Annotated in this window: 24 protein-coding genes; 16 read left to right on the forward strand and 8 right to left on the reverse strand. The window is 35.7% G+C overall.

The window, feature by feature from the left end; translation table 11 throughout:
• On the forward strand, positions 1 to 217 hold a 217-nt coding region (locus KO527_RS05010; protein WP_216039262.1), incomplete at its 5' end, for a hypothetical protein.
• A gap of 166 nt (positions 218 to 383) precedes the next feature.
• Here KO527_RS05010 and KO527_RS05015 read toward each other — a convergent pair.
• The 3 genes from KO527_RS05015 to KO527_RS05025 all read right to left on the reverse strand — a co-directional run bounded on the left by KO527_RS05015 (position 384) and on the right by KO527_RS05025 (position 7952).
• Complete coding sequence (locus KO527_RS05015) at positions 384 to 1103, reverse strand: RepB family plasmid replication initiator protein (RefSeq protein ID WP_216039263.1); 720 nt, start codon at positions 1101 to 1103, stop codon at positions 384 to 386.
• A gap of 328 nt (positions 1104 to 1431) precedes the next feature.
• The gene (locus tag KO527_RS05020) at positions 1432 to 1839 is read right to left on the reverse strand and encodes a hypothetical protein (RefSeq protein WP_216039264.1); all 408 of its coding nucleotides are present in this window, start codon (positions 1837 to 1839) and stop codon (positions 1432 to 1434) included.
• An 11-nt stretch (positions 1840 to 1850) separates the two neighbouring features.
• Positions 1851 to 7952: an SNF2-related protein gene (locus KO527_RS05025; RefSeq protein WP_216039265.1), complete on the reverse strand. Its 6102-nt coding sequence runs from the start codon at positions 7950 to 7952 to the stop codon at positions 1851 to 1853.
• A gap of 346 nt (positions 7953 to 8298) precedes the next feature.
• Between KO527_RS05025 and KO527_RS05030 the strand changes: the two genes are divergently transcribed.
• Complete coding sequence (locus KO527_RS05030) at positions 8299 to 8757, forward strand: hypothetical protein (RefSeq protein ID WP_216039266.1); 459 nt, start codon at positions 8299 to 8301, stop codon at positions 8755 to 8757.
• Positions 8758 to 8882: 125 nt separating this feature from the next.
• On the forward strand, positions 8883 to 9524 hold the full coding sequence (locus KO527_RS05035) for a site-specific integrase (RefSeq protein WP_216039267.1): 642 nt from the start codon (positions 8883 to 8885) through the stop codon (positions 9522 to 9524).
• On the opposite strand, the gene KO527_RS05040 is transcribed toward KO527_RS05035, so the two are convergent.
• Positions 9521 to 9775, reverse strand: coding sequence for a hypothetical protein (locus KO527_RS05040; RefSeq protein ID WP_216039268.1), 255 nt, complete (start codon positions 9773 to 9775; stop codon positions 9521 to 9523). The two genes, KO527_RS05035 and KO527_RS05040, sit on opposite strands and share 4 nt — an antisense overlap.
• 217 nt (positions 9776 to 9992) lie before the next feature.
• On the opposite strand from KO527_RS05040, the gene KO527_RS05045 reads away from it, so the two are divergent.
• From KO527_RS05045 to KO527_RS05100, 12 genes are all read left to right on the forward strand, one after another.
• Entirely contained in the window at positions 9993 to 10367 is a 375-nt protein-coding gene (locus KO527_RS05045) for a hypothetical protein (RefSeq protein WP_216039269.1), read from the forward strand.
• A gap of 12 nt (positions 10368 to 10379) precedes the next feature.
• A complete protein-coding gene (locus tag KO527_RS05050) occupies positions 10380 to 10784 on the forward strand; it encodes a hypothetical protein (RefSeq protein WP_216039270.1) in 405 nt (134 codons plus the stop codon).
• Between the two features lie 26 nt (positions 10785 to 10810).
• Entirely contained in the window at positions 10811 to 11143 is a 333-nt protein-coding gene (locus tag KO527_RS05055) for a hypothetical protein (RefSeq protein WP_216039271.1), read from the forward strand.
• Positions 11144 to 11190: 47 nt separating this feature from the next.
• Positions 11191 to 11727: a hypothetical protein gene (locus tag KO527_RS05060; protein ID WP_216039272.1), complete on the forward strand. Its 537-nt coding sequence runs from the start codon at positions 11191 to 11193 to the stop codon at positions 11725 to 11727.
• A 32-nt stretch (positions 11728 to 11759) separates the two neighbouring features.
• Positions 11760 to 11942 (forward strand): hypothetical protein, encoded by a 183-nt coding sequence (locus KO527_RS05065; RefSeq protein WP_216039273.1) that lies wholly within the window; start codon positions 11760 to 11762, stop codon positions 11940 to 11942.
• 210 nt (positions 11943 to 12152) lie between these two features.
• On the forward strand, positions 12153 to 12380 hold the full coding sequence (locus KO527_RS05070) for a hypothetical protein (protein ID WP_216039274.1): 228 nt from the start codon (positions 12153 to 12155) through the stop codon (positions 12378 to 12380).
• Between the two features lie 13 nt (positions 12381 to 12393).
• On the forward strand, positions 12394 to 12654 hold the full coding sequence (locus KO527_RS05075; RefSeq protein ID WP_216039275.1) for a hypothetical protein: 261 nt from the start codon (positions 12394 to 12396) through the stop codon (positions 12652 to 12654).
• A gap of 15 nt (positions 12655 to 12669) precedes the next feature.
• Positions 12670 to 12879, forward strand: coding sequence for a hypothetical protein (locus KO527_RS05080; RefSeq protein WP_216039276.1), 210 nt, complete (start codon positions 12670 to 12672; stop codon positions 12877 to 12879).
• A gap of 31 nt (positions 12880 to 12910) precedes the next feature.
• Entirely contained in the window at positions 12911 to 13132 is a 222-nt protein-coding gene (locus KO527_RS05085; RefSeq protein ID WP_216039277.1) for a hypothetical protein, read from the forward strand.
• Positions 13133 to 13144: 12 nt separating this feature from the next.
• Positions 13145 to 13321: a hypothetical protein gene (locus KO527_RS05090; RefSeq protein WP_216039278.1), complete on the forward strand. Its 177-nt coding sequence runs from the start codon at positions 13145 to 13147 to the stop codon at positions 13319 to 13321.
• 123 nt (positions 13322 to 13444) lie between these two features.
• A complete protein-coding gene (locus KO527_RS05095) occupies positions 13445 to 15076 on the forward strand; it encodes a hypothetical protein (RefSeq protein WP_216039279.1) in 1632 nt (543 codons plus the stop codon).
• Positions 15077 to 15087: 11 nt separating this feature from the next.
• Complete coding sequence (locus KO527_RS05100; protein WP_216039280.1) at positions 15088 to 16104, forward strand: hypothetical protein; 1017 nt, start codon at positions 15088 to 15090, stop codon at positions 16102 to 16104.
• Positions 16105 to 16376: 272 nt separating this feature from the next.
• Here the strand turns inward: KO527_RS05100 and KO527_RS05105 are convergent, their stop codons facing one another.
• From KO527_RS05105 to KO527_RS05120, 4 genes are read right to left on the reverse strand one after another with little or no spacing between them, the layout of a single operon-like run.
• Positions 16377 to 17186, reverse strand: a complete 810-nt coding sequence (locus KO527_RS05105) for a Dam family site-specific DNA-(adenine-N6)-methyltransferase (protein WP_216039281.1) — start codon at positions 17184 to 17186, stop codon at positions 16377 to 16379.
• Entirely contained in the window at positions 17173 to 17712 is a 540-nt protein-coding gene (locus tag KO527_RS05110) for a hypothetical protein (RefSeq protein ID WP_216039282.1), read from the reverse strand. Before KO527_RS05110 ends, KO527_RS05105 begins: the two co-directional genes overlap by 14 nt.
• Positions 17709 to 17891 carry a carbon storage regulator gene (locus tag KO527_RS05115; protein ID WP_216039283.1) on the reverse strand — a complete coding sequence of 61 codons (183 nt, stop codon included), beginning with the start codon at positions 17889 to 17891 and terminating at the stop codon, positions 17709 to 17711. The genes KO527_RS05110 and KO527_RS05115 overlap by 4 nt, the downstream gene beginning before the upstream one ends.
• A gap of 23 nt (positions 17892 to 17914) precedes the next feature.
• Positions 17915 to 18112 (reverse strand): hypothetical protein, encoded by a 198-nt coding sequence (locus tag KO527_RS05120; RefSeq protein WP_216039284.1) that lies wholly within the window; start codon positions 18110 to 18112, stop codon positions 17915 to 17917.
• A 167-nt stretch (positions 18113 to 18279) separates the two neighbouring features.
• On the opposite strand from KO527_RS05120, the gene trfA reads away from it, so the two are divergent.
• Positions 18280 to 19131 carry a plasmid replication initiator TrfA gene (trfA, locus tag KO527_RS05125; protein ID WP_216039285.1) on the forward strand — a complete coding sequence of 284 codons (852 nt, stop codon included), beginning with the start codon at positions 18280 to 18282 and terminating at the stop codon, positions 19129 to 19131.
• Positions 19132 to 19237 lie beyond the last annotated feature (106 nt).

Consider the following 19237-nt stretch of genomic DNA (forward strand, 5'->3'; position numbering starts at 1 on the left):
TAATCTTAGTTTAGGTGTAGTTCAAGCGGGAATCCTGCAACCTAAAAACAATAACTTAGCGCTATATGTAGCCTGTCAGGGTAAAAAATTTCTCCTTAATCTTAGTTTAGGTGTAGTTCAAACGGGAAGCCTGCAACCTAGAATCAATAACTTAGCGCTATATGTAGCCTGTCAGGGTAAAAAATTTCTCCTTAATCTTAGTTTAGGTGTAGCCTAAGCGGGAATCCTGCAACCTACAATCAATAACTTAGCGCTATATGTAGCCTATCAGGGTAAAAAATTTCTCCTTAATCTTAGTTTAGGTGTAGCCTAAGCGGGTAGCCTGCAACCTAAAATCAATAACTTAGCGCATGATGTAGTGTGAAAGGGTAAAAAATTTCTCCTTAAAATGTTGAGAATGTAAAATCGTAACGCTCTATCTTTCCTCTAACTCCTTTTTTTTCAAATGCCTTTAGACCTTTTATTTGTGTCGAAACTTTAGATATTTCATTTACAGCCTTATCGACTACGTTCAGCCTTAATAATGAGTTGTTCTTTTGGTAGCTTTTAGGTACTCCCCAATTGTTAACAATATCTTCATGCTTGATTGTATATATACCTGTGTTTCTAAATCTACATAAGTTTTCATATAAGCACATCGCATATTCATTTTTCAATTTAAACAGCTCATCTTCTTGGAGTAATGAATAGCTAAGATCATGAGCCATAGGCTCTATATATTTTCGCAATTCAGAATTGATACCGACAGTATAGTCACCTCTTTTTCTATAGTGCTTAATTATAGAGAGCCAAGGAATGCTAACATCAACTATATCGTTAGGAACTTCTTTATCATCAGTAAATGTTACGCTACTACCTTTGTTGAATTCCTTAATTCCATTCCGTATATCTTCACGCGCCTCATGCAATGACAAATCAAAAAGATCTGAATACTGTCTTGGACATATTTTAAAGCGTCCACCATCAGGCCAGCTTTGTTGATAAGTATCTCTTAAACAAATATAAAAAATTCGCCTTTGACTTCTGTTAAGGTTTTTCTTAGCGCTCGTTAATATATTAGCTTGCGCTATAACATCCTGATACTTAGTAGCTTTACTGTCCATTTAATATCAACTCACATGTAAAGGGGTAAAAAAAACAAGGTGAATCGTACTGTATTTTTTAGGGGTGTTCAATCTTTTTGTGAGGGAGATTTTTTTTACCCTTGAGGGAGAAATTTTTTACCCTTTAACGCTCTAAGGGAGATTTTTTTTACCCTTGAGGGAGGAATTTTTTACCCTTTCGGCTCTGTGGGGTAGTAGTTTAAAGGGATTAAGAGGTTCTACAAGGGTTCTAACAATTCTTGTTTATAAGGATCTTTATAATTGAACAATATATTTTTTGTGGATAACTGGCCTATAAATGAAGTATAGACCAGTAATTTTGATGTGATTATTGAGTGATTAAACTTTCCATAAATTCATCAATAACGTAAGCCCCTTGATCATTACTATCTGTTATTGGCTGGTGGTCATTACCAATCAACAAACCATGCTCAGTTAGCATTTCTGTAGAATAAGCCCAAGCTGCTGTGATTGTGTGAATATCTAGATCATAATTTAACTTTGAGAATAAGGGTAAATCTATATTCTCATCTGTTAATTGATAATCTAAATCTATTAATAACTTTTTAATAGGCCACCACCAAGCACCAAACAAACGATAACGGATAGGTTCTTTTTTAAGAAGTGTTACCAAATTATCTAAATACTGCTTAACCAATAATTCAGGCGTTAGGCTTTCATCATCTGCCAGCGCTTCATTAATCGCAATTTGTAAATCTTTTATTTCAGGTTTCATATTCATATCCATTATGCCGCTAATTTATCTTGATTGATTTGCTTGCTGATAGAGTCCGTATTGATATTCATTGCTTCACATGCATTCACAATTGATTGTAAACGACTATGCATAATCGGTAAGTCAGATTTAAAATCAGTATTGCCTTTAAGCGTTAAAGTAGACATATCAATATAGAGTTTAAAGCCTTTGTTGCGACCTCTCGCAGTTTTAAATCCTTTAACCGCTTTAGGATCGACTAAATTAATATAAAGATAAGGCTTCTTATCCCACAAATCAGCGCTAGTGACTGCTGACGTTAATAACTCCAATCTAGATTCAATAACATCAGGAGTAAGCTCAGTGTCATCTGAGAAGGGCTTAGAGGCGGCTTCTTGCTGCTCTTTTGCATCTTGTTCAGCTTTCAATTGCGCTTCACGCTCATTTTTAAGCTTTTCAGCTGCTAGTTTTTCTTCAGCTTGACGCTGTAGCACTGCTTTTTGTTCAATAATTAAATCAGCAATGCGTTTTGATTCCGTGATGGATGCTTTTCTAAACTGCATTGTATTATCAAATTCAGTCGGAAATGCTTTCACAAACAATACCATCACATCAGCTGAAACATGACTGTTATCGACTATACCGCGCCAATTCTTACGAATTGGTTCAGCTGCCAACTCTTGATATTTATCACTTTCTAAAAATACTTTAGATGCATTGGCTAACCATTCAATGATCTGATTGTCAGTTGCAACATTACCAGTCGCTTCAACGGCTTCACGCCAATCTTTACCGAACAATACTTCTGCCATATCTTGATCTGATTCATTGCGACTTGCGTTGTCTCGCAACTTAACAAGCATAGTTTGCGCAAATGCTTTTTTAGTATTTGCATTGTTTGGATCTGGAAAAACTAAATTATCATAATTATCTAAAGAAGAATTTTGAACAAATTCAATTTCTCGACCATTCCATACTGAAGCAATGCCGAAATAATTAGGATAGTAATTATCTTTATTTACGTATTTTTTAAATACATCTTCATTAATCAAGCTTGATGCAGCTACAGTTCTAGGTTTTTGCTTCTCTGACCAAAACTCTTTTAATTCAATCTCTGAAGCGGTGTATTTAGTTTCAATCCAGTCTACCGCATCTTTTAGTGTAACTGTCGTTACACTGCCTTTTTTCAGTCCGTTTCTTGAGCCTGTAATGTGTATCACAGTTGCAGATAACGTGCTTTCTTCAGCGTTAAATGAGTTGATTTCATAGATTGTAAAAGTTTTATAACCATAACTTTCTTTTGAATGCTCATACATGCCGCCAACTTGATACGCTTTGCCAGTTGCACTATCAAAACCAACACTACTTACGTTATCTAACACACTAGGTTTAACGCTTAAATAACCTTCTTTTATTGCGTGTTCAATCGTTGGTCTAAGCTCTTTTATTTTCGCTTTTTGCTTAGGTGTTTTATTTGGACGTTTAGAGAGTTTGATATAAGTATGTAATGCTATGCCCGATCTTATTTTATTATTTTCTAATGCCTTTTGTTCAGCTGCTTTTTTAGCATCTGCCATACGTGCTTTTAGCTCTTCAGGATTTTTAGATAATAACAATCTGGCTTGTGCAATATCATCACTTTGATCGTTCGCTTGCTCTGAAGATGTGCCGTTAAAAATTTCTTCTTGCCATGCAGCTTTGGAATTTAACGCGCGTAATCTAAATTCATCAAATGAACCTTCAGCCAAATAATGATTAATGTTTACTTGCTTTTGTTTTCCACCGATTCTAATAACACGACCATCACGCTGTTTAATACTGGCTGGTGTCCAAGGTAGCGTTAAATGATGCAATCGAGTAGAACCATGCTGTAAGTTAATTCCGACTTCAGCTTTTTTATTACAGATTAATATGCGGTAACTGCCTGTATTATATTTATCTGCAATATCTTCAAGTGCCGCCATTTCTTTGTCTAAATCACTATTAGATTTGCCCTTGCTGACTGTATCACCATTTATGATGCCTATTTCTGTATCAGGAATGTTTAACGTGTTAGCAATTAAGCGTTTAATCTTTTGATGTTGGCGTTTCTCTTCGCTGAAAATTACTTGCTTACCACCCGCTTCATAATCTTTTTTAAGTTCAGCTAATAATTTTGCATATTTAGGTGTGACAGGGTGCATCACTTTAGTTTTATCAATATCAAATTCTTTAAGACGTTTTGTTACTTCATCTTCAAATTCTTCATTAACAACTAAAACCGCTTTACCATCTTCAATAGATACATTAGCTTCATTTTCAACATCTACTTTTTCTTTTTCACCATCTTTCATAACAGTGATAGTTTTAGTTGGCGGTAAGTCACTTGCTAATTGAGATAGTTTTTCATGATCCGACTTAGGCAATATGTATGTAATGCGTTTATAAAATAAATCAACATCTGATACAACACGATCCATATCTCTAATAATACTAAAAATAAAATCAGTCGGATTACCTTCTTCATCTTCAGCATCTAGCAAGTTATCAGCGCGTTCTCTTAATTCTTCATAAAGTGCTTCTTGTTCTTCATTAAGTGGTATTTTATGGTGTTCGTTTACTTTATCTGGAATAACAACATCTGCTTTTACATCTTTGGCTTCTTTGGCTATAACCCATCTGTGAAATAAACCACGTAACGCATCAAGGTTTTTAAAGCCTACAAGTCCTTCAACATCTTCAATTGCACCTGATAATTTTTGACGTTGCACAATTTCTGTTTTGCCAAAAATACGAATAAAGTCATCAACATTATGAATACCGTACTGCTCCCACTCTTCAGGAGACAATACAAGTGACAACATATTAAACACATCAGTAGGACTGTTTACCGTTGGGGTGGCTGTTAATAAATGAACACCTTTACCGCCATTTTTAGCACGTAAATAATTAGATTTAATGGCAAGGTCGGTTGCAGATTTAGCAACGCCTGAAGTCGGTAAAAATGCTAAACGTGACGCTTCACGGCCTGCTTTAAATGAATTTCTAAAGTTATGACCTTCATCAACAATAAGCTTATCAAAACCCATATCCTCCCAAAACGGATATTGATTAGATTTTGTAGTTTGATTGGCGCTGTATTTTTCTTGGAATCGAGCTTGTTTTTTAGCTTGCTTATAGCTACCACGTTCTAATGAAACGCCAGCACCAACAACGGCATTAACGCCTTGTGCATCTGATAGCATTTCTCTTGATACCATATCATCAACAAACTTTTCTTTGCTTTGAGGGCGCATAGGTATTTTTGCTAGTTGCTCTTTTGTCATAACAACAATTTCATAGTTCTCATGCGGCAATGTAGCCATACGTGCAGCAACCGCTTTGCCGTTTAGTTCTTTTACTTGATCGCGATACTCTAACTCGCCAGTGTGTTCATTCTTTTTATGGTTGCCATCTTTATCTAACCAAGGGTCGCGTATTACTTCACCTGACTTTTTATCTTTAACAACTTCAAGGCCGATAAAATACACTCTACGTTGATCACCAAAGAATTGTTTAACTTCATGATACCAGTTTGTCAGTGTTGATTTAGGTACTGAGTAACAGACTTTAGTACAGCGCCCCATTTGCAGATCGTAAGCAGCGAGGCCATTTGCAGTATGAGACTTACCCATACCCGTTCCAAAACCTAATATACCGCGACCATCTTCAGACATTTGGCGGATACCAGAGTTTTGAAAGCCCATATTTTTAACAAGGCCAGATACTTTTGTAAGTTTTAAATCTGCTTCACTGTGCGCAAAAGGAATAAAGCCATTAAATGCAATGTTGTAATCTTCAGAAATTAAATCAATATCATCATGTTGACGTATCCAGATCGCAAACTCTTTATCTAAGTTGGCTATTTGTTTTTTATATTCAATAGCGCCACCGTTTGCACCACCACGTACAGGCTGACCGTTTAAGTAATTGGTGATCTGTTTTTCAAATCGGCTTGGCTCTTGATACCATGAACCAGAATTAAACTCGCCACTTTTACCCGCAATTTCATCATCATGTTTTAAGTCATGGCCTTTACTTTTTAGGAACTCGATCACATATTTGCGGTTAGTCCATTTTGAACTCATGCTAATAGTCATATCATCAACAGAGGTCACTTTACGCTTAGATTGAATGATAGCCACTTGCTCAATGTACTTTGCTTTAATGGCTTCATCTTCTTCAAGTGAAATTGACATTGTTAATTCGCCAATTCTGCGCCTTACATCGCCTGACGTAAATCGATCCATAGGCCATAAAGTGCCATCTGTAGCTAATGCGATATTGCTGTCTTTTAATATTTCGTGTAACGCTGGTGGCACACCATCAAAGTGTTCATTGAATTGCTCAATTGAGACTGGTTGCACACCTTCTTCACCAAATAAAAATTCAACAACGCCTTTTGCTGTACTCATATCAAAATGTTTGGCTTCACCTTTTGATTTTCCTGATAACAAATCTGATAACTTGCCGTTTTTATCAGTAGAACGAACAAAGTTATTAAGTGTTTTAGCGTGTTTGTGATTAACTGAGGTTAGGCTATTGTCATTAGTTGCGATACCGTAGCGGTCTTTTTCTGCTTCAACTAATGCGGCTATTTGTTCGCGTTTTTGGTTGTAGTTATATTGATCTTTATTTTCGAGTAAATCTTCAACCATACTACCGATTAACATACCGCGATAAACTTGCTCTTGCATATTTACAGGGTAGGTATTTGCAAGCTCTATTGCTGCTGATACGTGAGAAGTCATCATATCGCGACTAAGCGTATTTTTTACATTGTTTGCATGAGTAAAGCTTAATGATAAAGCTTGTTCTTCACTTGATAATACTTGCTTTAACTCTTCAACTGTATCTGTACCAAAGCGATTAGAGTCAAGCTTACCATCTATAATACGAAACTCTTTTAACTGCCATTTGCCATCTTCTAACGTGTACCAGCGATCATTCATTAGGCGCGTATCACCTTCAGCATAATTGACTGTTTGCGTTTCTACTGTATTTAATAACGTGTAATCAATACGGCTATCAAACTTATGAGAGAGTTTGTTTTTAATGGCTTCATTTGATAATTGATTGTTTTTAACAACTAAGCGTTTAAATTGTCCTTCACCTTCAGTTGATTGATCACCAAAAACAAAGCGCTTACCCTCTTTGTCGAACCACTTGCCTTTTAGCCATGTATTCCAAAGGACGTTAGATTTTATTAATGTGTCTTTATCTGCATTGGCTATTTTTTCAAATACGTCATCACTGTGTTTTTTAAGTAAAATAATATCAGTAACAGTATCAGTGCCATTATTAGCAAACGTACCTGATGGCAATCTATGCGCGCCTAAAAATTCAGCTTTTAAACTAATGCTTTCACGCCATTTTGACCAAGCAGGTCTTGATACTATTTGAGTTGGTACAACAAAAGCCATAAGGCCACCAGCTTTTGTTTTATCAATTGCACGACTTAAAAAGTATTGTTCAATGTTTTTTACTTTTGCATATTCAGGATCTAAAGCTGCAAATTTACCGCGCGTATCACCAAAAGGCACATTGCCGACAAAACTATCAAAATGACCATCTGATACGTTAGTAGCCAGCGTTTCAAAAGGCTGATTTAAAATAGAATCTTCAGGATGCAAAATAGAATTAATGGTACTTGATGTTTTATCTATTTCTGATCCTGTTATCACTGTGCCTGATGGTTTAGTGCCATTAAATACGCCAGCTCCGCAACTAGGCTCACATACATTGCCATTTTCAAAACCATTGGCTTTAAGTGCATTCCACGTACCTTCAGCAATGTATTGCGGTGTGTAGTATTCATTAATAGATGAACCTATGCCGCCAAGTCCTGTATAAGCACGTAAAGCAATTAAATCATCCTGTGTTAATGACTCGCCATTTTCATGACGTTGCAGTATTTCTTTTGCTGTTTCATTGGCATTTTCGCGAGTGCGTTTAATGCTGACGTTTTTTATTTTATCGACACCAAAATTAGCGTTTAAATTCTTGCTGGTGGTGTGGTTTTTAGGTGTAACTAGGCCGAATGCGAGATCGAAAATATTAAATACTGCTATTGCAGTTTTAGCACCTTCAATCTCACTAATTATATGTGTACTCATAATTATCTCTGTTAGTAAAATTACATACTAACAAAAATACTAAAAACACAAATTAAATTAGAAAGAATCAAAAAAACAGCGGGCGCTCTGTGCGCCCATTGGAATGTTTGTTCGTGTGTCTAGTTTCTTTACATGTAAAGTTTTTTTACGCACTAAGCTAAATTGGAAAGCGCACAAAATAGGCAGTTTTGCTCGGCAATTCATAAATTGAGGGTTTGTCAAAAAAAGTAAATGCTGTATTTTAAGAAGCAAAATAACTAATTATGCTCGGACAAACCATAAGAGAATAGATCACGTTTTAAGTTGAGGGTAAAATATAGTCAAACTTCTAACTTATAAGATTTTTATGGAAAAACTATTACCTGTTTATATCTCATTTGCAGCACTTGTTGTGTCTTTATTTGTTGCTTCAATACAGTTTATGCAATGGAGGGCTCAAAAAACTGGTGCAAAACTTTATGTTGAACCAAGACGAAATGATGGTAATCCAAGAGTTATAAGTATCTTGATTGATATTCACGCTTTGCAAAGTCCAATTCCTGTTCAAGCTATTTATATAGCAGCATATAAAAGTAGATGGCATTATCTTTTTAAAAGTGCCCCTGTTGACGTACTGACCATTGATGGGTGGGAAAAGATGTTTCCGCAACAAGTTGATCTAGGAAAAGCATGGGATGGATTATTTCCTATTACAGATAAAATAAGGGCGTTAGCTGCAAGTCATAGCTATGTTCGCGTGATGGTCAGACATGGTGGTTTAGGTAGGATCATAAGCAAGCCAATTACTAAATATCTTAAATCATAAGCCGTACAAAATACCCCAAAGTGATGCATTAAATTTAAAAACCCAGCTTAAAAACTGGGTTTTTTAGTATTTATTACTAAAATATTATCTATTGATGAATCAAAATGTATACATAATGCTCGCTTATGGATAATGACTTTATTGCACCCGAAATGCGTCTTTTTAGTCCTAAAGGTGATCGGCTATATTTAACAGCTAACGAACGAGCCCGTTTTTTAGAAGCTGCACATCAAGAAAAACCAAACTACCGAATGTTTTGTCATGTATTACATTACACAGGATGCCGACCAAGTGAAGCGCTAGAGCTAGATTTTAGCCGTATCGCTGTTAATGATCGTGAAATCACTTTTAGAACACTGAAAAAACGAAAGTATGATCAACAAGGTAGAATCAAACAGCAGCAATATCGCGCTGTACCAGTACCAAAAGAGCTAATAGAACACTTAGATTTAGTCTTTGGTGTGCGGGGAATTCAAGAAAAAGGCAAAGATATAAATAATAAACTTTGGACTGTTAGCAGACCTGCGGCATATCGTATAGTTAAACGTGTTATGAAAAATGCAAACATTGAGGGTAAACAAGCTACAGGGAAAGGTTTAAGACATGGTTTTGGTGTTGCAATGGTAACAGCTAAAAAGCCTTTACCTGTTCACATTCTTAGTAGGTTAATGGGTCATGCAACAAGTAAAATTACAGAAATTTATCTGCAAGTTACAGGTGAAGAACATCGTCAATTAGTAGAAAGCGCGTGGGAGGATAACGACTAACGCCCTTTGTAAAACTCGGCTAGAGAAACATCATCAAGCCCAAGCTTATCAACAAGTAAGCCCACAAATTCAGCAGAAAAATTACCTCTATTAACCTGATTATTTAACGTGATCGACTCATTCCCTACCGGTTCACGATCGTGAATCAGTTTAAAAAATGGTTTAGCGCCTCCGGCATCATCCCTTATTTTCTGAATGTATGCCCTAGCGTTATCTGCATAGTGCTTATGTTCTGTAGGCTTTTTAGGCAATTTATTTACTTCCATTATTTGACTCGCACACTATAAAAAAAATAGACCGTTAAATCAATTTTGATTTATTCAGCGTAAAATATTTAAATCAACTTTGATTTTAGTAGATACATAGTAAATCAACTTTGATTTAAAATAAAGCTTTACATTAAATCAACTTTGATTTAAATTTAACCTAAGAAATAAATCAACTTTGATTTAAGTGTTTGAGGTTTTTATGTTTTGTGTTTATGGCGTTAGTTATAAAAATTGCGAAAAGAAAGCTAGAAAAATGGTTGATGCGCTGAGAGGTGATGAGCAGCCGAAAACAGCTGATGAATATCAAGAAAAGCTTGTTGAATTTACAAAGGAAGTTTACAAAAAAGCAAAACCTAGCTCTGTAAGCGGTGAATTATCAACACCAAGTTTAGCAACTGATTATATTGAATTAGCTAAAAAATCAGGTGGCTTCAAAATGCTAACGCCAATGCGAAAAACACATAGAACTGATGCAAAAGGCAATATAAAAACAAGTAAAGCAACTAAAAAACCATTGTGGGATTGGGTTTTATTAGAAGCTAACTATAAATCAGAACCAAAACATACCGCTTAAAGTGGTCAGAATATGGGAGTAACAACGGAAATGGCACAAATCAAAATAGAACAAATTCCTTTAATGGCTGTTGTCTGCGAAGAAATATGCAATCAACAAGGCGGTAATGTACCCGCAGAACCAAAGCTTATGAATGCTTGCATTGAAGCTGCTAATTTAGTCAAAGAAAAACTTGATGGTTTTGAATATCAACCAATCGCAGACGATACAAAACAAGATAGTGAAATCGGTATGTTTAGTGTTATAGCGGGCAAGTATGACGATCAACAAATGAATTGTAAGTATAGCGATGAATTTGAAACTTTAGATGAAGCAATAGAGGCTTATGGCGAGGTAGATTCTTATCCTTGGGCTTACATTCAATATAAAAATAGAACATTAGAACTTTGGGCTAAAGGCAATAACCCGAGCGTTTAGGTTATCAGAATATGGGATAAGGAAACATGGCTAAGGGTCTGATTATACGTAAAGAGTGGTTAGGTAAGATATTTAACCACGGTAAGCACTGGGAAATGCGATCAACTCAGACCAAAGCTAGAGGACTTATTAAGTTAATTGAATCTGGAAGTGGCTTAGTTGTTGGTGAATGTGTGATTACTGGATGCCATAAAGTATCAGAAGATTTAGCCAAGAAAAGCTTTGAATGTCATCAAGTAGAAGATATTACTTTATTAAAAAAATGGTGTTATGCATGGAGGTTATGCGACATCAAAAAATACAAAAAGCCTATCCCATATAAGCACCCAAGAGGTGCAGTTATTTGGGTGAATCTTTAAATCTAAAACTACGGGCTAACCGCCCAAAATATGGGAGTAACAACGGTATGAAATGGACAGAATCAACAGTAACAAAGTTATTAATCACAGATGCACCAAAATTAGACCCTGTGACTGTTTATCTTGAAAATTACAATCTAGGGCAAGGAAAGCTGACTATTGAAGTGTTTGGTGAGTCTTGGTCAGCATCTTGGGGTGCTATGGGTTCACGTAACTTAGAACAGTTTGTTTTAGATTGTGATAATCATTATTTATCAAAAAACTTAGCTACTTTATCTGCTTTAAGTGAAGAAGATTACGAGGGGTTTGTAGATAACATCCGTAGCAATATTGTCGAGTGGCGTAGAAATGGCGATTATGAAAAAAGTGAAGCTAGGGAGCTTTGGGAGCTAACAAAAGAAATTGAACCCGAAAAAGAGTATTTTCATAGTGAATCAAATCATGACCTTTTATATAAACTTGGTGGTTGCGAGTGGTATCACTATATACCTTCAAAAGATTCGAGCGTTGGTATCTATCTTGACCGCATTTTAGATGCTGTTAAATCATGCTTAAAAGAACGTGAAACCAAAAAAGCAGCCTAATTAGGTTATCAAAATATAGGGGTAAGTACGGTATGAGCAGCATTGTTAATGTAAATGGCAATAGATTTGAAGAAAGAAACGGAAAATTATTTTTAAATGGTAAGGAAATTATTGATAACAAAATAACGCAAATTTCAGTTGAAAGGGAAGTAGGTTTTTTCTGTTTGGGGTTTGCTGTTTGCGCTCTAATTGCTGTCATTATTAATAATTTTTAAAGCATAAGGAGCTGTAATGAGTTTATGGCTAGTTCTACTTTGTTTATACATTTATGTAGCGGGAATGTTTACCGAGTACACGCATAATCACACATGCAAAGTGTTGTACTCAATATTGTTAAGTGCGGTTTGGCCTCTTTATATATTCATAGGACTAAAAAGTAATAAACATGGCGTACCCAAATATTATAAAAATAGGAATTAGATCAAATGGAAAAAGAATTAGCAAACGATGTTGCAGAGTATTTAGTGCAGCGCCATATATGCGAACAAAAATTAATAGGTAAAAACGCATCTATAGCGGTTATGGAATTTACTAAAGCCGATAGGATTATTGCTGATGCTATTTTGCAAGCGAGAGGCGTTTTATCCGCGATAAGTTGTGCTGTTGATGTGGGTATTGAAGCAGGACAAGACAAAAAACCGAGCAAAATATAAGGGTGAGTACGGTATGAGCAAAAATACAATGCCGATAGTTGATGCTATCAGAATTTTAAACGCAGAAAAGCACGAGTTTAACGGCTCTTTTAAAGCTAACTGTTGCGGCTCAATGATCACCAAAGGCAATGCGTTTTATTCATTAATGGCTGGCGGTGATAGTAGCGAAGTTAATGACGAGTGCTGTACTCGATGTTTGAAGAAACAAGCTTATTTTGAATATCACCAATATGATGACTTTGACCCATCTGCTTACTTAAACGCAGAAAATTAATATAAGGATATTTCAATGACACAAGATGAATTTAACACTATGCAACATCATGCAAATACTTTTGTTATGTATCAAGGTAAACAGCATTACGTTATTTCTGTTGATTTTAGAGAGCAGCTATTCGGATTAGTAGAAGAAAAAGAGGCTATTCCTAAAGATGAATGGTTATGGGTTCGTTGTGAAAATGTCACATTAATTAACCCAAATGAAAAAACAATCAACTAAAACCGAGCAAAATATAAGGGTAAGTACGGCAATGGATGAAAGAGTTTTAAGTGTTTTAGAAGATTTGCACAGCGCGAATTTAGAATCAGTTGGTAAAGTGGGCGAGTTGTCAGCGTTAATACCAAAAATCCATAATAACGCTAATTATGCTGATGACTACACATCCATTTTAGAGTCATTGGCTAACATTAAAAGTTGCTATTTAAGAATGAAACAAACTACTGAAATAGAAATCAAAGCGAGCAAAATATAAGGGAGAAATCGCATGTTAAAAAAAGATATAGATGATATTAAACATTACATTAAACGAAAGTTTGAAGCTGCTGGTGGTTGTGAACTGGTAGAGAAAAGCGGAGAGGTTATATTAACCTTAAACTCAACTAATAAAGAGCATTTGCAAGTAGCTATCACAACGAACAAATCAAGTTATCCACATCAGTAAATCCAGCCTTTAAATTACCACTTCTAGTATGTCACTGTTATTTTTAACGGAAAAAAAATTACAGTGATATACTAACAAATAAATGAATTAACATATTTATCAACAGCTTTATGGTGATCAATAATGGAAGAAAAAAAAGGCTTAATGTCGTTATTGCGCCAAGCTTTCACAGGCTTTAATCCCGCTGACAATAATAACAATTCTGGTGCATTTGAAAATCAAGCAAGTGGCGGTCATGGTCACATACCATCACATTTAGTCAATCCAACTGATTCAGTTGGTGATGGTGATATATTAAAAACACCTAAAAACCCTGAAGATCGTGCCAGTCGGTATGCTTTATATGATGTATTAGCAAAAGATGCCTCTATTGCAGCCGCATTAGATATACACACCGCTAATGCACTAAGCACTCGCCCTGTTACTGGTGAGATATTGATGATCGAAGCGGCAAATTCAAAAGATAAAAGCTTTGTTGATGAGCTTAGAAATGACTTGCAAGAAACCTTTAATAATAAAGCAGTTGAAATAGCAAATATCATGGCGATTTATGGCTGTAACTTTGCTAAACCACACTTTACACCTAATGTCGGCCTTACCTCATTAGAGCATGATTTTTTTACCTTGCCGCATTCTTTTAAAGAATACGTTCGCGGTGGTGAAGTCGCTGGTTATACATCTGAACACATGGAGTTACCTAAAAGCGGTAGTATGATTAAGTTAATTCAACCTTGGGAATTAACCGCATTTAAAATTCCATACTGGCAACCAGATATTTGCAATAAACCACTTCATGCAGATCGTCACGGTAAATTTACTCTGATGAGCGATCCTAAAGGTCGCACTCCAATAGAGACGCAAAACTATGGTACAAGCTTTTTAGCTAACTCATATCAGCCCTATGCTGACTTAGCTGAAGGTATGCTTGCGTTACAGTCAGCTAGGCGCAATACAGCACGATTAGAACGCGTAATAGCGGCAAATGTTGAAGGTATGGATTCTTTTGGTGCAGCTGACTTCATTAACTTACTACAGCAACAATTGCGTAATGATGAATCACTAAGAGAAAGTCACGCTCAAAGCGGTAGTTTCTTTCAAACGCGCGTCAATTCAATTATTCCAACAAAAGGTTCGTTGGATATGAATATGAATCAACCGCAACCCAATATTAAAGATATAGAAGATATTATGTTTTCATTGAGGCGTTTAGCTTCAACGCTGTCTATTGATGTTTCTATGCTTGGGTGGGGCGATTTAATGAGTGGCGGTTTAGGTGAGGGCGGTTTCTTGCAAACGTCTATACAGGCGCTTACGCGCGCTAATTGGTTGCGCAAAGGTTTAGAGACTGGTTATCACGATATTGTTAAAACGCATACAGCATATAAACATAAACAAATCATTCAAGCTGGTTCACGGCCTTATCGTTTATCTTTTAATTCTATGAATACAGCTATTGAGCTAAAAGAAGCAGCTAGTCGTACAAGTAATGCAGATTTTGCTCTTCAGATGGTTAATCTTATGGCAATGATGGCTGAAGCTAATATGGATAAACCCACACAAAATTGGGTGTTAACTGATATGGCTGGCTTAGATGAGCAAAAGGTAAATACCGTATTAGATTCAATGGCCTCTAAAGCGGTTGAAAATGAGCAAATGTTAGCGTCAGCAAAATTAACAGGTAAAGCGGATCTTAAAGAGCGTGTTAAAGATGCAATGATAGAGATTTATGATGAAATCGAAAGTGACAACAAGTAAAGGTGATCAAAGTGGAAAATAGCAAAACTAAAATTATCGGTAAAATTACTGATACATTTAATTTATTCAAAGAAGGTCGCATTGATCACCAAAACTTTAAAGTGGCGGTAAGCTCAGTGCAAAAAGTGATTAATAGTCCGATAGTTCAACAAGGTTTAAAACTTGGTGAATTGTTCGGTTACTTCGGTCACGATATTAGAAGTAAAACAGGCAAGTTAAAGCCGAGCGATGTTGAATTTATAGATGGCGTTAAGCATCTGGTTATACCTGATTTTCGCACTGTCGCTATCTCATGTTCTGATGAAGGTATTGTGACGCACACGCAAGAGATATTTCCTACAGATGGTGGTCGTGCTGCAATGGGGATGATTGACCGTAATGCGGGTGGTTGGTCTTGGGCTTCAAACAGTGCGAACGGTCACACAATAATGACTGATTTAGCTGGTTTTGATTATGTAAAGCATCCGAATTACATTAGCACTCAAAAAGCCATGATGTTAGCCAGTGCGCAAAATGACAATACACCTGAAAATATCACTTCAGCAATGATTGAAAATGGTCTTGATGAAGAAACTGCGGCACTACAGCAAATGATTTTTAATGCCTCTCCTGATTCTGTGCCAGTGCATGAGCATAATGACGTAGTAGAAGAGCTAGAGTTAACACGTTTAATTGTTGATGATTGTAAAAGTGTTCAAGAAGATTTAGCGCAAGCCAATAAAAACTTACTGGCAAAAGAGTCTGATCTAAAATCAGAAAAAGACAATAAGAAAAGTTTAATGCTGGCCTGCATTAATATGTTGCCAATTAAGGTTAGCGCGCATGTAGCTCAAGAGGCGGCTTTAAGTGATGGTGAGCCTAACGAAGCGCTTCAGCAAATATTTAAAAGTGTTGGCGGTATGACTGAAGGTGATAAAATGATGTTAGCAGCTGCAAAGGTTGATCAATCATCTGTGAAAGTGGCGGATAATACTGAAGAAACGTACACGCCAGCTTGGAATAATAGAAACTGGCCTAGAAATCAATAAGTTGCTTACTTGTTGATTGTGGTGTTTTGTTATAACCATAATGGCAATATGTAAATAATAAAAAGGTGTAACAAGCGTTACACCTTTTTTTGTTGGTGCTGTTTTTTAATTTTATTGTACTGCCAAAGGCTGACGAATAAGTGAGTATTAGCAGTGGCCTTATAAACCAACTTTATAAATTTATAAGTTAAATTCATAAAGCCATACAAAGCAAAAATAAGTGTGGTAATACCAAAAATGTGATTGTCGTACATAGTTACTTCCTTGTTCTTTTAAGCTGTAGCATCAATATTACTAATGAATATCTCGTACTTTTTACCGCGCCCTGATGTTTTGCAAGATACATCATAGTTAGTTTCAATTTTACGCTGATGATAACCATTAAACAGTTCAATCATAAAATCACAATGGCGATTAGTTAGCAAAAAAGGAATGCCAGCTGCATCTAATTTATCAACATAATCACGTAATCTTGTGTGAAAGTTATCATCAACCTTGCCTTTGGTGTAGCCTGTAAATGTATCAACGTAAGGCGGATCTATTAAATGAAACCTTTTGAGCATTGGTGTTTTATCAAATTCACCATGCGTTAAAGTCGCTTGATTAAGTTTTTCAGCTGACCATCTTAAATTATCTTCATTTACATGATATTTTTTTTGTGTGCCAAAACTGATATTGCAATAACCAAGCTTGGTATCAACGCGATACATACCATTGTAGCCGCACTTATTGATATACAAATAACGCGCAGCTAACACAGCGTCATCATATAAGTTAAATCTGTCATAATGCTTAACATGCTCAAAGAATGGTTTACTATGAAGCGGTTGAAACTTTTTTGATTGCGCTATAAGTGCGCCATTATCTTTATTTAATTGCTGATAAAAGTTTATTAACGGTTGACTATCATCATTTAAATGCGCCTTGATGCCTGTTTCTGCTAAATTAAAAAACAAAGCAGCACTACCCGCGAACGGCTCTACAATATCTTTGAAACCACTGGCATGATAATAAGGCAATACTTCAGGCATGAGCTTTAGTTTGCTGCCTGCATATTTCAAAGGTTTTTTATGATGCTTCACAGGTAATAACCTCTACTAAAGTGCAGTTTTCACTTAATATGAATGTTAAAGGTTGCTCACAAATACTTGTAAATACCGTACCCATTCTCAATTCATCATAGGTACGGCAATTAAATATTTTATTGTGCATGAGATCAGCCAGCTGCTTTCCAAATTGCGCTTGAGATTTTTCATTTGAAATAAATTTAATAGTCACTTCTAATGATTTTTTTAGATAATTAACATCATAAGCGGTTAGTTTTTCACTGGATGGATATAAGAATTTTGTACGCCAGTTTTTGAAATTTTCCTTTTTAAAATCATTGGTTTTTGATAGTTTTCTGGCCTCTTTAGCTGTGCTGATTGCATGATGTATCTTTGCGTCAGTGAGCGTATTTCCAACACCGACACACAGGCCAAATCTTTTTTGATTTTTTAAACTGACATACAAGTTTAGATATTGTTTGCCTGCGGTATTTGTGCCGACACCACGGCTGATCCCTTTTGGCAAATCAGCAAGTGATGTTTTGAATTTTTCTAATATCATGAATGCGTGTTCACTATATCAGCGCGTTGAATTTTAACTTCTTTGTCTGCCTGAATGCCAATTCTGACTTGGCCTTGATTAAGGCTTAAAATGTTCACTTCTATTTCACGGCCTTCAGGTGTTTTAATGCTAAATGCGCTTTTATCGCCTGCGTTGGGTAGTCTTGAGATCACTAACATGATTTATTCCTTAAATGATTTAATTAGTTGTATTTTTTAGTTGATGCGTTTAACTGCCTGTAATGCTCAGCTAATAAGCGTTTACGTGATGCAAAGGCATCGTTAAAAACCTCGCGGCTTACACTGTCTTTTATTGCGTACATTTCATCGGCTTTAACTGGTTTAACTGCTAAACCGAATTCAATTACTTCTATATCAAGTTGTTGATCGCTAACTTTCATAATAAATCCATTTTGAAGAGTGAGTGTTTTTAAACTATACATATACTAACAAATAAAAGCAAATTAAGTAAATTAGTTTTAAATTTACAATTGTTGATATTGATCATATACTCACTGCATTATTAGGTTGTAATGCGTTAAAGCCCATAAAACATAAGTAGTAATAAATGATTGATAAGAATAACAGTGATAAATGTATTGGTGATTGGTCTGATAATATGCGCGCGATACCACGCGAATTTTTAAAGTTTGCGTTATTTACCGTTGGTAATAGAAAGGAGCGTACAGGTTCTTTTAAGTCGCAAGAGTTATTTAGACAAAATTCAGGTGATGGTAATGAAACCATTATCAATGTATCTGGTGAAGAGTTGCGCCAAGATGATTTAGATGTGTATTTAGAGATCTTACATGTTTATCGTAAAATTCCAGTAGGTGAGCTATTCACATTTAAACGCCAAGATTTAATTAAAAGTTTAGGCTGGCGCAATGAGTCAAAGTACAGAACAAAATTAGCTGAATGCGTAGAGCGTTTATGTGGTACTCAAGTCTCAGGTCAAATAGTCAGGTTTGATAAAGAAACAGGTGTATCAACACAATACAATTTTGATTGCAGATTAATCTCTGAAAAAATAATTAAAACAACAACAGAGCAAGGTGCAATCAAAAGCAAAAAGCAATGGTCGGTTGTGATCCCACACAGTATGAAATTGTTATTTGATAAAAATGGTTATGCACGTATTGATATTAAGCACAGACAAGCATTAGGTAATAACGTATTAGCTAAATTTCTTCATGCGTATTTATGCAGTAATAAATATGACGCGCGCTTTATGCCAACAGCTGAAGAAATTATGCAGTTAACGAATTCTGCATATCAAGATGTAAGAAGATTTAAAGCGCGTTCTTTAAAAGATGCATTAGCGGTGATCAACAGTGCTGATATTGGCTATCAAGTGTGTATGAATGAATCAACTGGCAAGTTATCAAAAGAATCATCTAAGTTAATTACCAAAAAATAATTCAAGTTAAAGGAAAGCAAAACCCGCAAGGTCTAACCCACCTTGCGGGTTTTTTTTGCTTGAAACTCAATATTTGTTAAATTTAACAACTTGTTAGTATGTTGTT

It is taken from the genome of Pseudoalteromonas sp. C2R02, assembly GCF_018860845.1.
Lineage (GTDB): Bacteria > Pseudomonadota > Gammaproteobacteria > Enterobacterales > Alteromonadaceae > Pseudoalteromonas.